At 41.0% G+C, this 14,415-nt stretch carries 11 protein-coding genes; 6 read left to right on the top strand and 5 right to left on the bottom strand.

Annotated features, from left to right (window positions below; translation table 11 throughout):
- Positions 1-23: 23 nt before the first annotated feature.
- From DD616_RS09845 to DD616_RS09825, 5 genes are all read right to left on the bottom strand, one after another.
- Positions 24-1,655, bottom strand: a complete 1,632-nt coding sequence (locus DD616_RS09845) for an ABC transporter substrate-binding protein (RefSeq protein ID WP_141138027.1) — start codon at positions 1,653-1,655, stop codon at positions 24-26.
- A gap of 522 nt (positions 1,656-2,177) precedes the next feature.
- On the bottom strand, positions 2,178-3,956 hold the full coding sequence (locus tag DD616_RS09840) for an EAL domain-containing protein (protein WP_017048098.1): 1,779 nt from the start codon (positions 3,954-3,956) through the stop codon (positions 2,178-2,180).
- Positions 3,953-7,546, bottom strand: a complete 3,594-nt coding sequence (locus tag DD616_RS09835; RefSeq protein ID WP_231140413.1) for an ATP-binding protein — start codon at positions 7,544-7,546, stop codon at positions 3,953-3,955. Before DD616_RS09835 ends, DD616_RS09840 begins: the two co-directional genes overlap by 4 nt.
- A gap of 179 nt (positions 7,547-7,725) precedes the next feature.
- Positions 7,726-8,970 carry an NAD(P)/FAD-dependent oxidoreductase gene (locus DD616_RS09830; RefSeq protein ID WP_170895396.1) on the bottom strand — a complete coding sequence of 415 codons (1,245 nt, stop codon included), beginning with the start codon at positions 8,968-8,970 and terminating at the stop codon, positions 7,726-7,728.
- A gap of 23 nt (positions 8,971-8,993) precedes the next feature.
- Positions 8,994-10,064: a class I SAM-dependent methyltransferase gene (locus DD616_RS09825; RefSeq protein WP_026028688.1), complete on the bottom strand. Its 1,071-nt coding sequence runs from the start codon at positions 10,062-10,064 to the stop codon at positions 8,994-8,996.
- 151 nt (positions 10,065-10,215) lie between these two features.
- Here DD616_RS09825 and DD616_RS09820 point away from each other — a divergent pair, with 151 nt between their 5' ends.
- From DD616_RS09820 to DD616_RS09795, 6 genes are all read left to right on the top strand, one after another.
- A complete protein-coding gene (locus DD616_RS09820) occupies positions 10,216-10,953 on the top strand; it encodes a beta-ketoacyl synthase chain length factor (RefSeq protein WP_064625603.1) in 738 nt (245 codons plus the stop codon).
- Positions 10,947-11,720, top strand: a complete 774-nt coding sequence (locus DD616_RS09815) for a lysophospholipid acyltransferase family protein (protein ID WP_064626136.1) — start codon at positions 10,947-10,949, stop codon at positions 11,718-11,720. The genes DD616_RS09820 and DD616_RS09815 overlap by 7 nt, the downstream gene beginning before the upstream one ends.
- Before the next feature lie 190 nt (positions 11,721-11,910).
- A complete protein-coding gene (locus tag DD616_RS09810) occupies positions 11,911-12,171 on the top strand; it encodes a phosphopantetheine-binding protein (protein ID WP_019282451.1) in 261 nt (86 codons plus the stop codon).
- 15 nt (positions 12,172-12,186) lie between these two features.
- Positions 12,187-12,444 (top strand): acyl carrier protein, encoded by a 258-nt coding sequence (locus DD616_RS09805; RefSeq protein ID WP_013856486.1) that lies wholly within the window; start codon positions 12,187-12,189, stop codon positions 12,442-12,444.
- Entirely contained in the window at positions 12,444-13,001 is a 558-nt protein-coding gene (locus DD616_RS09800; protein WP_017050412.1) for a COG4648 family protein, read from the top strand. Before DD616_RS09805 ends, DD616_RS09800 begins: the two co-directional genes overlap by 1 nt.
- Positions 13,002-13,008: 7 nt before the next feature.
- Positions 13,009-14,394: an AMP-binding protein gene (locus DD616_RS09795; protein WP_208872234.1), complete on the top strand. Its 1,386-nt coding sequence runs from the start codon at positions 13,009-13,011 to the stop codon at positions 14,392-14,394.
- The last annotated feature ends 21 nt before the right edge of the window (positions 14,395-14,415 follow it).

The raw sequence follows: 14,415 nt of genomic DNA, 5'->3' as shown, positions 1-14,415 counted from the left end.
TATTTTTATCAGCGTAAGTGGACTTACTTTGCTGTGATATAAAGATCTTTTGAGTAGATCTTCTCTTCCGCGTTATTCATCGGGAAGCCGCCTACATTAGGAGATAATAAACGAGATTTAACATACTGATAGATAGGGGCAATCGGCATATCTTTGGTTAATAGTTTTTCTGCATCCAGATATAGCTTAGTGCGCTCTTCTTCTGAGGTTGATTTTAACGCTTTATCAATAATTGCATCGTATTCAGCGCTTTGGTAGTGCAAACCACCCGTGGTGTTATTGCTCACCATTAAGGTTAGGAATGAAGACGCTTCATTATAGTCACCACACCAACCAGCACGTGCCACTTCAAAGTTACCTTGATCTTTAGAATCTAGATAGGTTTTCCACTCTTGGTTCTCTAATACGACATTAATACCGAGCGTTTTTTTCCACATAGAACCCAGTGCTACAGCGATTTTCTTGTGGTTTTCCGATGTATTGTAGAGGAGGCTGAATTTCAGAGGGTTGTCTTTATTAAAGCCCGCTTCAGCCAACAATTTTACCGCTTCTGCATCGCGCTCTTTTTGCGTCATCTTGCCATATGCTGGCATTTGAGGATTAAAGCCCGCCGTAATTTCAGGTGTTAAGAAATAAGCTGGTTTTTGGCCTTGACCTAAAATCGCATCACTCACAATGTTACGGTCGATAGCGTAAGAAATCGCTTTACGCACACGAACGTCGTCAAATGGTGCCTTTTTGGTATTGAACAGGTAGTAATAAGTACACAAGTTACCCTGAATCGATACTGATTCTGGATGCTCTTTCTTCAGACGCTTAAAATGCTCGGTGGGTAATTCATAAGAGATATCGATTTCACCTGATAAGAAACGGTTCATTTCTGATACTTGGTTTTCAATAGGCAGGAAGGTAACTTTGTTAATGACTGTTTTGTCATTGTCCCAGTATTGCTCGTTACGCTTTAGTACTAAACGCTCATTGACAACCCATTGATCAACAACGTAGGCACCGTTACCAACAAAATGCTCAGGCTTGGTCCATTGGTCACCAAACTTTTCTACGGTTGCTTTATGAACGGGTTTCACGGTTGTATGGCCCATCATCATGACGAAATAAGGCACAGCATCTTCAAGCTCAACAACGAGTGTATGGTCATCTTTAGCTTTAACGCCAAGTTCACTTTTGTCTTTCGTTCCTGCGATAATCTCTTTTGCATTTTTCATCTTGGTATATTCCATATACCAAGAGTAAGGAGAAGCCGTTACAGGGTCGACGGCGCGCTGAAAGCTGAAAACAAAATCACCAGCCGTGACAGGATCACCATTTGACCATTTTGCATTTTTGCGCAAATGGAAAATGAATGTTTTGTTGTCTGCCGTTTCCCAACTTTCTGCAACCCCAGGAATGGTTTTACCATCCGCGTCTTGGTTCACAAGCCCTTCCAATAAGTCACGAATTACGTGCGACTCAGGAACACCTTGGGATTTGTGAGGATCGAGTGTGGCGACTTCAGTACCGTTACCACGAACGATTTCCTGAACTTTGGCCAATTTGGTGCCGGCTGGAACATCAGCCGCGATAGAAAAAGTAGAAGTGGCAGCCACTGCCATACCCGCCCCTAGAAGAAGGGCTTGGGTGATTTTATTTTTATACATGCATAAACTCCAAGTTTTTATTTTTGCATCCATGACTTCCTTGAGAGCTCTCTAGCATCGCTAGAACTTTAGATTTATTTAGCGCAAAAACTAAGCAGAAAAATCTAAAAACTCCTAAGGATAGCGGCACACATTAGCAACCATTGAAGTAATTTGCCATAAAATCGTAGCAAAAAAATGCATAATTCCATGGTTTACCTAATGGAATAGATAAATAGCCCAACAATTAACTCAAACTCAGTGAATTAAAGTTACCAAGCGCCATCTGGTCAGACCATAGTGCTAAATCATCTAGTGTTGAGTACATTTTCAGCACGTTTCACTGGAAAATCAGCCTTTTTTTAACATCTTAGTTACGTTAGATCTAACTTAAAGGGATAATCCTGCCATCTGAAAATAAAATCCGTGAAGAGTGTCACTAAAATCGATTAACAATAAATTAACAACGTGTTGATTGGTAATAATAAATAAACACTTTCACCGAAAAGTGTAATCTAATGCTTACGCAAATCGACATTCAGTTTAAGCGATGCTCAAACTGGCACTAAGATGATCGAGCTCAATGTAACGAATCAGCTCCATGGCCGAACGAATGCCCAATTTACTTTGAATTCTCGCTTTGTAAGTACTGACTGTTTTCTGATTAATATCCAGTTGATTAGCTATCTGCTTATTGGTCAAACCTTGAATCAACAAATTTGCCACACTCAACTCTCTGCTGGATAGTCTTTCATTGAGTCGAAAACTAGGTTGAAAATTAACTGTTCGCCCAACCTCCCCCATTATGCTCTGAATGGTGTCAGTCAATGCAGCTGATTTCACAATGTGGCGCGCATGTGCAAGTTCTGCAGATATTGCTTCATGATATTCATTGAGAAAAATAAGTCTTCCCTTAAAATTCATCGATTCAATATGCTGATGCAACTGCAAACTAGCGTCTTTACTGCAGTAGCTATCCACAACCACTAAATTAAAAGGTAAATCACGCAATCTCTTTACAGCGCAAGCGAGATCACTGGCAACGACCACCTGCGTAACGCGTTTTTCTCTCATCAACATTTTTCTTAGGGCATTAGCGCTAGTCGAATTTTCTCCAACTAATAAGCAATACACACCATCTTCAATACTTTGATGGCTTAACTGCTTGCTGATATTTTTGCTATACAGTTCAGCGAGATCGCCAATCGGCATCGGCATCGCCGAATAATAACCTTGACAAGTATCCACGCCTAAATGACGTAAATATTGCCAAGTATCTTCGTCCTCCACACCTTCGACAACACAATGCAGACCTAAGGATTGCGCTAGCAATAAGCACATGTTGGTGAGTTGCTGGTTTTTATAATTGGTGGAGAGATCGCGGACAAAGCTTTGATCTACTTTAAGTTCTGTAAAGGGTAATTTCGAGAGCTGACTTAGAGAGGCGTAGCCTGTGCCAAAATCATCAATGGATAAACCAACACCATGCATTCTTAAACGCGCAAGATTAGCCAGTGATGCTGTCGTACCGTTATAGACATGATCTTCCGTCAGCTCGAGCGTGAGTTTATCAGTAGGAAACGCGTATTTGTGACAGAGAGTAAGAATGGGGTCACAGATCAGCTGTTGTAAATTACTCTGGGAGATATTGATTGATAACTGAAGATCGGCTGACAAACTGCCTAAAGCCGATAATGCTTTATCCAAAACAATTAAAAACAGCTTATCCATCAAATTCAGCTCTTCAATAAGAGGCAGAAAATGCGCAGGGCTTAATACACCATGAACTGGGTGATCGAGTCGGACAAGTGCCTCGACTCCAACCATGGCACCCGTTTTAAAATCAAACTGAGGTTGATAGTAATTGAATAACCAATCTTCACTGAATGCTGTTTCTATCTCTTTGTACCCTAATGAGATAGGCGTAATGCTTGCGGCCTGTTGTTCACACTTCACATGAAACGCATGAATCACGGTTTCAAGTTGCTCAATAGAATAGGGTTTTCGTAAAACATCGACAAAATTAAAGCTCGCTAAACAGCACATGTTATAAGTAAGGTCTAACACGGCATCGTCAACAGCACTCAATATAATAATTCCGAGTGAAGGATGTTTATCCCCAAGCATCGATAAAAGCGTAACTCCGTCCATTTCCGGCATATGAATATCACAAAAAACCAGCGATATCTCTTTGCGCAAGCATAAAGCCAACGCTTGGTGTCCATTTGCTGCAATATCGACATTATTCAATCCAAGTTGTCTGAGTTTCAGTTTCAAACTCGTGGCTTGAATTCGATCATCTTCGACAATCAAAATGTTCATTCGTCATCTACTCGTTGCTGTTTATCTAACCATTCTTGTGCTTGTGTAATCACGATTTTCATTTCCATTATCAGTCGTTGTTTTGCAGATACAACAGCTTGTGGTTCTAATTCGCGCTCCAAGCTAACCGCAAGACTCGCGAGATAATCCAGTTGAAGCGCTCCGGCAGAGCCTTTAACACGATGAGCTATCATTTTGTAATCAGAATCATGCTTTTCGAGTCTATCGACCTCGGCCGCTAAAGATTCTGCCACAACAGAAGCAATTTCACTTTTTTCACTCGGTAAAAAGCTCTCAAGCCAGCTTTTTGAGTCAACATTTACTAAAGGATACATAGAAAGATAACCACTCAACATAGTATACAGCGACGCCAACGAGTAGGGTTTATACAACACGTGTTCCATACCAGACTGGTAAGCCTTCTCTGCGATCAACCGTGAATCTTCTGCCGTACAACCGATAACCACCTTATATCTCTCTTGCGGAATATAATTTTTAACAAATCTTGCTAAAGCGAAACCATCCATTTTAGGCATATGGCAATCTGTTAGTAGTAAATCAAACTGGCTGTCTTCGCTTTGTAAAAGATGGCATGCCTCTTCTCCATCACCAACGATGGTTGCTTGCACACCAAGTTCATGCAGCTGTTTTTTTAATAACAAACGGTTAATAGCGTCATCATCAACCACCAAAACATGCCCGCAAAGTTTCATTTTTTTCGGTTGAACCAGCACTTGCTCACTATCTTTTATCTTATCAATAAGCAGGTCAGGATAGAGATGTTTTTTGGTCATTATCGCGTCAAAATCGACCAAGGATACACCACCTTGACTCACCGAAACCTGCCAACACTTCAGCCACTCGATAATGCGTTCGTTAGTGCAACGGTAGTGACGTTGACTCAACGGTTCAGACAAAGGCTCACCACAAATGGGAAGCACTATCGTTACTTGAGTCCCCTCATTCAGCGTACTGGAAACCGTAATATGACCATCCATTAGATTGACTAAATTCGATACTATTGACATACCAAGCCCAGTACCGCCATATTGGCGAGTAATGGTTTTATCCGCTTGCATGAATGGCTTAAATAACGAATCCAAGTGCGCTTCATTCATTCCGCACCCCGTATCTTTTACGGCAAAGACTATCTGTTCTTCCGTCAATTCAACATGGATGGAAACCGTACCTGCCGTAGTGAATTTAACAGCATTGGCTAATACATTGGTAAGAACCTGATTTAAGCGTAATGCATCAAACTTTGCGTAAATAATAGCTGTCGGCACCCAATCAACAACGAACTCAACGCCTTTCAACTTAGCACTCGCTTCAAAGCTTCTAATGGTGGGACATAACTCTTCTAAAATATTATGCTGGCGTATATCTAATTGTAATTGCTGAGCTTCCATTTTTGAAAAATCTAAAATCTCATGGACATGGTGCTTAATTCTCTCGGCAGAACGAATTGCATTCGTCAATAACAAACGGCTCTCATCGTTTTTAATTCGAGTTGATAAAATCTCCATCAACCCTAGCATGGCCGCAATTGGCGTTCTAAGCTCATGACTCATTACAGCTAAAAAATGATTCCTCGCATCTACAGCTTCTAGTGCCTTATTATTAGAATCACGTAATGCCAATTCTGATAGCTTGAGTTCTGTGATATCACTGCAAACGGTCAAGTAATGAGTATCCCCACTCTTGGGATGCGCAATCGATTCATGATTAATGACATAATATTTCTCATCAATCTGATAGTGTTTATTCGACAGATCGACAGATCCGATGCCAGTACATATGAGGCAATTCACATCATCACTAATTAGAGAAGCCTTGCTACATTGCTTATATGAACGGTTAGATAACACTACTTTCCCATTCACATCTGAAATGAAGATCATGCTGGGTATTTTATCGAGCAAATCTGTCAGCCATTGCACTTGAACTTCTGAAAGTTTTGAACTGATTTGACTGTATTTTAAGGAACTTTTTAACTTGTAAAATATAATTATCCCAAATAATAATAAAAACAAAAAAATACACATTGCAATCAAAGAATAGATTGTAACTTGCTGCTTATCATAACCATAATTCACATTCACTTTCTTATGGAGTGATTTTAGTGCATTAATCTCAGACTCAGTTACCATAGTTAAAGATCGGCTGAGCATTTCAAACAATATCGACTCATCCTTTCGAAAGACCATACCGATATTAATAGAGTAACCTTCATTATCTATTGCTGGAAGTATCAAAAACTTATCACCAAGGTATGCCATTTGCTGATTTATAATATCTTGATTCATTAAGGCATGAGTTATCTTACCTGATTTTAAATCTAGAATAACCTTTTTAAGATCTCTATAAACTTTAACTTTTTTATTATCTTCATAGATTTTTAAGTGGCTATATAAGTAACCAGTACGATCTAATATCGCTAATTTTTTCTGTTGAAAAGGCTTTTTATTGACCACATAACCAAATTGCAAATTAGTGTAAGGTGGGGTCGCTATAAAATCACGATTATCGATGTCATCGACATTTAATGAAGGCAATAAATCAACTTCATTATCGATAAGCATCTGTCTAATATCTCTGCCATTGGCCGGTACATACTGAAATTTAAGGAAGCTTTTTGACTCAATGAGCTTGAGTAAATCATGGACATATCCTTTCACCTGATTATCACCCTCATCACAATAAGAGAGTGGATATATATCTTCTTCTATGGTGTATCTGACAATTTGATTGCTATTTTCTTGACTTAATAGTTTTAGGCTGTCTTTATTATTCAAAAAATAAATATTAGTCGAGTCTATCTTATTAGCTGTATTTCCTGTTGCTTCAGCAAGAATGAGTTTATCAAAAATGTTTTTTAATTCATTATTTCCCATCGGCAAAATGATTCTATTTATTTCGACACCTAATCGACCATCTGCAATAATCTCACCGTCATATCCAGAATTAGGGCTGATATAATGATTGAGTGATATATAGTTGGTTATCGTTGCATCGGCTAAACCTTGCTTCATCATTTCTGCTGATTCTAAGAAACTTTGTGCTAGTAATATGTATGGGTAATGGCTCTGCTCTAATGTTTCACAATAAGATGAACCTTGTACGCAAACCCATTTCAAATGATTCATATCTTGCTGATTTAATTTTTTGTCCCTTAGCCAAATCACTCGTAGGTTATTATAGAGTGGCAAGCTGAATAAAATGTTTTTTTCTCTCTCTTTTGTTTTGCTAAAACCAATAGCAAAATCCACATCACCATCATGCACAGCAGCAACAAGATCAGTTATCGATTGATAGCTACGATATTCAATTTTGACATCAAGCTCTTTTCCTATCCCTACCGCATAATCATGTTGAATACCGATTGTATTCTCAATGCCGCCCCAATAAGGTAGCCAAGGTTCAGACAATACACCCATTACAATGACTTTTTTTGCTTTTAAATAGGTACGTTCCGAATCTGATAAATAATCGGCGGCATAAACAGTATTAAAAAGTAAGTTAATTGCTAAAATTAACAGCAAGTAGATACGTAACAAATTCATTCTCGTGATATTGATTCCAATATCCAACTAGTTTAACGATCCTGCTCGTCATTGCCAAGAATAGGGCATCAGAACTAAACTGGTTAAAATACATATTTATCAACACGTTAATGCGGTGTAGGAATAATCTTACAAGAGAATAAACCCATAAAATTAAAATGTGAGATGCATATCCGCACCAAAACATAATTTCGGTGCGGATATTATTAATGAGATGAAGTACGAATAATTTCAGCTAAACTTGATAAGCGTCGTTGATGCTCAGCGACATAAGGATTACTACGATCCCAAGCATATCCTGCAAGAATAGAGCAAATCATCTGCTTTATTCTTGAGTTGGGCGTTTGGTAAAAAATCACCTCTTGTAACATACCGTTGTACCAACCTTCCACATAAGTGCGGAACGTATCCACTCCGACCATTAATGGCTGAGAATACTCTTGCTGCCAATCTACACTTTCGTTTTTTAGTTGGCGTACAACACAAGACACCGCTAACTGAGCCGATTTCATGGCTATCGTTACACCTGATGAAAACACCGGGTCTAAAAATTCACCAGCGTTGCCTAATAACGCATAATTTACCGTGGCCAACTGCTTAACATTTGCAGAATAGCCGCCTAGCTCACCAGCAGGATTAGGGTATTCGGACTTCGAAAGCAGTTCCGCCAGCTCAGGCATTTCATTCACCAATTGCTGGATCGCCGCAATTTTATCACTTGGATAGCCGTCAAAAAACGACGGTTCACCGACAACACCTAATGAACATGTGCCGTTAGAAAAAGGAATGAGCCAGTACCATACGTCAGGATTACGCGGATGGACGGAGATCAGTATCTTGTTTCGGTCGTAGTCTGGTTGTTCAGGGGAGATATGATCAATGATATGGGTAAAGATGGCTTTTCTCGGAGGTAAACACGATGGCTCTTCCAAGTCGAGTAACTTAGGCAATACTCGCCCAAAGCCACTGGCATCCAGCACGAAGTCGGCTTCAATTTGATACGTTATACCGTGTTGATCCGTCACCAATAATTGTGATTTATTCTCTTCAAATTCGATATTCGTCAGTTGATGTTGATAACGAATTTCAACCCCTTGCTTAACAGCAGAATCCGCTAATACTTTATCAAATTGACTGCGCTGTACCTGAAAAGTGGTTCCCGGCCCATTCGAATATTTGTCGGTAAAATCAAACTGAGCGTACACACCATTTTTTCGAAAGGCAGCACCATTTTTATATTGAAAACCCGCACGCATAACATCAGGTAACATTCCCGCCGCTTCTATCACTTCCATACAAGCAGGTAATAAGCTTTCGCCAATAGAAAAGCGTGGGAAAAGTGCTTTTTCGATAACCAACACGCGTATGTTTTGCGCATGGAGTAATGCCGCGGCAGTCGAACCCGAAGGGCCCGCACCAATGATAACAACTTGAGTTATCTCTTTATTCATGAATTGACTCGCATCGATTTTAATTAAGCTTGGGCTTTTAGCTCTAACAAGGTGTGGCCAAGGCCAATATTGTCGGTCCGTTTGATCACCTGTAATCCTGCTGCTTGAACGATTTCTAAGAAATCTTCGCTGCGATAGAAGCGACTATTACCATTTGCAAGGCAGGTAAAATACAAAGAGGTGGCATTGAGGCTATAAGAAGCCGCATCGTACTTCTGTGAATCCCAGAACAGTTCCAAAATATAAACCGTCGAATATGCAGAAAGATTGGCGCGAACGCGTTTTAAAATACTCAAAATTTCCATTGGCGAAAAACAGTCTAAAAACTGGCTCATCCACCACACGTCCGCATTTTTTGGTAACGGTTGTTCTTTATCGAGCATGTTGGCTGGAAAAGGATGAATACGCTGCGTAAAACCTTGTTGCTGCGCGTTAGCCATCGCCATTTCCAACTGTTGTGGCAGATCCACAATCGTCACTTCAACGTCTGAATCATAGTGACAACATTGCAGTGCCCATTTACCCGTATTGCCACCAATATCGACCAAATGTTTCGGTTTTTTACGAAACACTTCTTTCAGCAAAATAGGAAAAGAACGATCGGAATAGAAGTGATCGAATTTGAACCAACTCTCTTTAGCTTGCTGGGGCAAACGCGATAAACCTTGGTAGATGGTATCCCAATCGCCGAGTTCTTTCAGACCAGCAGGCTTGCCTTCGGTGATCGATTCGGTTAAGTGCATCATGGCGGCATAACAAACGTCTGCCGTGAAATCCATATTGGCTTGCGTCATCCCATCATGCAGCAAAAAAATGCCTAGATTAGCCAATGAATAATTCGGTTTATCCCATAAAACAATATGGGCACTGATGGCCATATCGAGCAATACTTTAACGCCATACTCTGACACGCTCGTTTCTTGAGCAATTTGTTCCGCATTTAAACCTTTTTCGCCAGCATTATCTAATGCAGCCAATATGCCTAAGTCACGTAATGTGCGCGCCGTATGAAAAACGATGGGGGCAAAAGATAATTTTTGAGCTTCGGTTTTTGCCTCTAAAGCGTTATAAGGATCTATTTTTTGATTTAACACATTAAAACCTAACTTTAATTTGTGAACAATATCCAAACACTTAATCTAAGTTCGACTCAATTCTTAAAAATCAATATTTAAGTCAAGGATACAAACGTTTATAGTTGCGAAGAATAATCTTGTGCCATAGTATTTAACCCTATCAAAAACAATGCAATATCTTATGTCAAATCAACAGCAAATAATCACGTTAAATATTGATACTTGGGTTGCAAATTCTGCAGGCTTATCTCACCCTTCTGATTGGCAAAATTGGGCAAGAGAAGAGATTTGGCCTGACGATAATACGCTCAACACAGACCATATTCCTCCTATGATGCGCCGCAGAATGAGTAGTTTGAGCAAATTAGCCGTGCAGACTGCACTGACTGCTATAGAATCACAACATATTGATTACATGGTATTTTCATGTCGTCATGGCGAGCTTCATCGTAGCGTTGAAATCGTGAAGTCGATATTGATTGGCGAAGAAGCCTCACCAATGGCGTTTTCACAATCTGTTCATAATACAGCAGCAGGCCTAGCAACCATCGCTTCAAAACAACCGATCCCGTTAACCTCGATTGCAGCAGCACAAAACACATTTCAAAGTGCCATATTAGAAGCTTGGCTCTATCTAAATGAGCACCCTAGTCACAAAGTGCTGTTGGTTGATTTTGATGAGCCATTACCTAGCGACTACCAACAATACGAAGAGTGGCAGTTTCAAGGCTATGCCTTAGGGTTAACCCTGTCTCACGGTTCAGATTTTACGCTCTCTATGCAGATGTCTGATACCAAGCCACAACAGCCTCAAGCATTGTCGTTTCTTCACCACTATTTGTCAGAAAAATCTGAATGGATCATTGAAGGCTCGCAAAGCGCTTGGAAATGGCAACGAAAATGTTAGAGTTCAACCGCTACTGGCGTATTGCTGCTACAGGTTTTTGTTTTTTTATATTTGGTTTAGGCGGATTAACGCTGAGTTTTATTATTATCCCACTGATTGCATTATTTTCATCGCAAACAGATCGTCGAGAATATAAAGTTCAAAAATCAATCCAAAACTCATTCAATATATTTTGTAAGTTGATGAAATTAACAGGTGCCATCGACTATAAAATAACCAACGCAGAACTATTAAAACAGGATAAAAGCTGCCTTATTGTCGCCAATCATCCAAGCTTAATTGATTATGTTCTCATTGCATCACAACTTCATCAGTGCGATTGCTTGGTTAAATCAGCTATCTGGGCCAATCCTTTTATGAAACGGATTGTTCAAGCCGCAGGTTATATCCCCAATGAAACACCTGATGATTTGTTAAATGTGTGCGAGGAACGCATGAGCCGCGGAAACGTATTATTGATTTTCCCTGAAGGCACGCGAACCACACCCGGTGTTAAACCCAAATTGCAGCGCGGTGCGGCGCAAATCGCAATCCGAACTCAAAGAGACTTACGCATCGTACATATTACCGTTTCTCCGAGTTTTCTCACAAAAGAGCAAAAGTGGTACCAAGTTCCTAAAACCAAACCCTTTTTCCATGTGGAGATAAAGGGTAAAGTTGTCGTCACACCTTTTATTGAAGGTGCTGATAACCCCACCACTGCAGCACGACGTTTAAATCGCCACCTTGCAGAGGTGATTTTCCCCCAAAACAATAACCAGAAATGACAAAACTATTGAAGTTATCGACCCATAACGTCAAGTTGCAGCGAAGCGGAAAGTGAGTAAGTCCCCATCCGTATAGATAACGATATGATTGGGGTGAGCGAACGTAGCCAACACCGCTGCAACTTTAAGTGGGGAAGTATATATCAAGGTTTTGTTCAAAACGGCTAGAACATTATATAAGTAGGTTGAAGTGGAAATACTACACACAGAAATAAAACAGCTCATTATCGACGCACTAAATCTTGAAGATATCTCAGTTAACGATATTGAAACTGACGCACCACTTTTTGGTGATGGGTTAGGTTTAGATTCTATCGATGCTTTAGAGCTCGGTTTGGCCATTAAAAAGAAGTATAATATCGTCATTGACGCTGATGACTCCAATACTCGCCAACACTTTGCATCAGTGGCAAACTTAGCAAATTATATTTCATCTCAAACTAGCCACTAATAAATAGATAGCGTTATGACAGAAGTAAACCAACAACAAGTATTTGATCAAGTTAAAGAAGCTCTCGTTGAACTATTTGAAATTGATGAAGCCGATATTCAACCAGATGCTCACCTTTATCAAGATCTCGATCTCGACAGTATTGATGCTGTAGATCTTGTCGTTCACTTACAAAAAGTGACTGGCAAAAAAATCAAGCCTGAAGAGTTTAAAACCGTTCGCACCGTCAATGATGTGGTGGAATCGGTTATTGAACTTGTTAAGGAAAGCTAATGCGACGATTGCTGACGATTTTGTCTGCAATCGTCCTGCTTACCTACCCACTCGCGGTCTACTTCGGGATTAATCAGTTTGGTTTGCAAGCTATAGGGGGTTTCTTAGCCGCTATTTTTGCTTTAAGAATTCTTTCTGGTTGGCAAGCCAAACTTCAAGAACTGAAGCAACTGGCTTGGATTAGTGGGTTCGTTGGTATCACTTTGGTGACTTTGGGGATGCTCTTTCAGCAGCATGGTTGGCTACTGTTTTACCCTGTTGTGGTTAATGTATGTCTTTTGGCTCTTTTTGCCTTGAGCCTAACGCAACCGCAAACAGTGATTGAACGGCTGGCGAGACTGCAAGAGCCTGAACTTCCTCAAAGTGGCATTGAGTACACACGCACGGTCACTAAAGTGTGGTGCCTCTACTTCATCATGAATGGAGCCATCGCACTTTATACCTGCTTCCAATCTATCGAGATCTGGACGTTGTATAACGGATTGATCAGTTATCTCCTTGCTGGCAGCCTCTTTGTAACGGAATGGCTAGTAAGACAAAGGATTCGCAAAGGCTAGGTACGCTATGACTTTCGGCAACCCCGATTTTTGCTCGCTTGCAACGTTACTCTCCTCACCAAGAAACGATTCGCATTGTGTTGCTTTTGACCTCAATAACACCATTAACTGGGCAAACTTTGTCGCCGATGTCAGCCAACTAAGCCGGCAATTAGCATCGCGAAATGAACATCATATTGCACTGTGTGCTGGCGATAGCTATCGGTTCTCAGTCGGTTTTTTCGCCGTCTGCTACACGCAAAAATCATTAATTCTGCCCGGTAATTATCAACCTGCGGTACTGGCAGAACTGAGCCAAAACTTTGAGTTGTTGCTGTGTGATGAGGCAATAACAATACCCAATTCTACGCCAACTCTCTCTCTTAACCATTTAGCGCTACCCAACGACATGCGCGATGAAGCCGTTTGTTTTGCACCACTTTCATTAGAGACACAAACCGTGACGCTGTTTACGTCAGGCTCCAGCGGTCAGCCTAAGGCTATCATCAAAACACTGCGGCAGCTTGAAGCTGAAATCGCCATTTTAGAGCAGCTTTGGGGCGAACAGCTCATTGGTGCAAAAGTGGAAAGTACGGTTTCTCATCAACATATTTATGGGCTGCTATTTCGTGTGTTATGGCCACTGTGTGCAGGGCGAGCATTTGCCCGCCATAACTTGGAATTTCCAGAACAAGTGACCGCACATGCGCATCCGGACACTGTGCTGATCAGTAGCCCTGCGCTATTGAAACGCTTGTCACAAGAGCACCAGCCAAGCCCACTGCGCACACTGTTTTCTTCCGGTGGCCCGCTTCCCTACTCTGCTTCTTGTCACGCAAAAACCCTGTTTGGGCAACGACCTATCGAAGTGTATGGCAGTACGGAAACTGGCGGCATCGCTTTTCGGCAACAGCACAGTGCAACGCAGCAATGGCAGCTTTTCCCCTCCGTTGAAGCAAGACTTAACAGCGAGAACTGCTTAGCCTTGCGCTCTGCACACATTGATCCGAATCATTGGTATCAAACAGCCGATGAATGTGAGTTTTCCGACCAACGGCACTTTACCTTGAAAGGTCGCACCGATCGCATCATCAAAATCGAAGAAAAACGGATCTCACTGGTTGAAGTGGAACAGCGTATTGAACAACTGCCGTGGATCAGTGAAACAGCCGTGTTACCACAACAAGACGGTGAACGTTTGATCTTAATCTCAGCGATTGTACTGTCAGCCAGCGGCACTGAAAAATTAGCTCAGCTTGGAAAGGGGAAGTTCTGGCTGTTGCTGCGCTCTGAACTGCGCCAATGGTTAGAACCTATTGCTGTACCTCGACGCTTTAGAGTGGTAAAAGAGATCCCTCTCAACAGCCAAGGTAAGCGCCTTGTTGCTGAACTAGAAACACTATTCCAACCATAAAAATAACGAAGCCCAATAGAT

Source organism: Vibrio anguillarum (assembly GCF_003390515.1).
GTDB lineage: Bacteria > Pseudomonadota > Gammaproteobacteria > Enterobacterales > Vibrionaceae > Vibrio > Vibrio anguillarum.
Note: the sequence above shows the minus strand (reverse complement) of the source record. Positions and strands in the feature narration are given on the sequence as shown.

Excerpts from the sequence above, each read along its gene's own strand:
- DD616_RS09815 (WP_064626136.1), top strand. The coding sequence starts at position 10,947 with ATGTTAGAGTTCAACCGCTACTGGCGTATTGCTGCTACAGGTTTTTGT.
- DD616_RS09795 (WP_208872234.1), top strand. The coding sequence starts at position 13,009 with ATGACTTTCGGCAACCCCGATTTTTGCTCGCTTGCAACGTTACTCTCC.
- DD616_RS09800 (WP_017050412.1), top strand. The coding sequence starts at position 12,444 with ATGCGACGATTGCTGACGATTTTGTCTGCAATCGTCCTGCTTACCTAC.
- DD616_RS09845 (WP_141138027.1), bottom strand. The coding sequence starts at position 1,655 with ATGTATAAAAATAAAATCACCCAAGCCCTTCTTCTAGGGGCGGGTATG.
- DD616_RS09830 (WP_170895396.1), bottom strand. The coding sequence starts at position 8,970 with ATGAATAAAGAGATAACTCAAGTTGTTATCATTGGTGCGGGCCCTTCG.
- DD616_RS09805 (WP_013856486.1), top strand. The coding sequence starts at position 12,187 with ATGACAGAAGTAAACCAACAACAAGTATTTGATCAAGTTAAAGAAGCT.
- DD616_RS09840 (WP_017048098.1), bottom strand. The coding sequence starts at position 3,956 with ATGAACATTTTGATTGTCGAAGATGATCGAATTCAAGCCACGAGTTTG.
- DD616_RS09820 (WP_064625603.1), top strand. The coding sequence starts at position 10,216 with ATGCAATATCTTATGTCAAATCAACAGCAAATAATCACGTTAAATATT.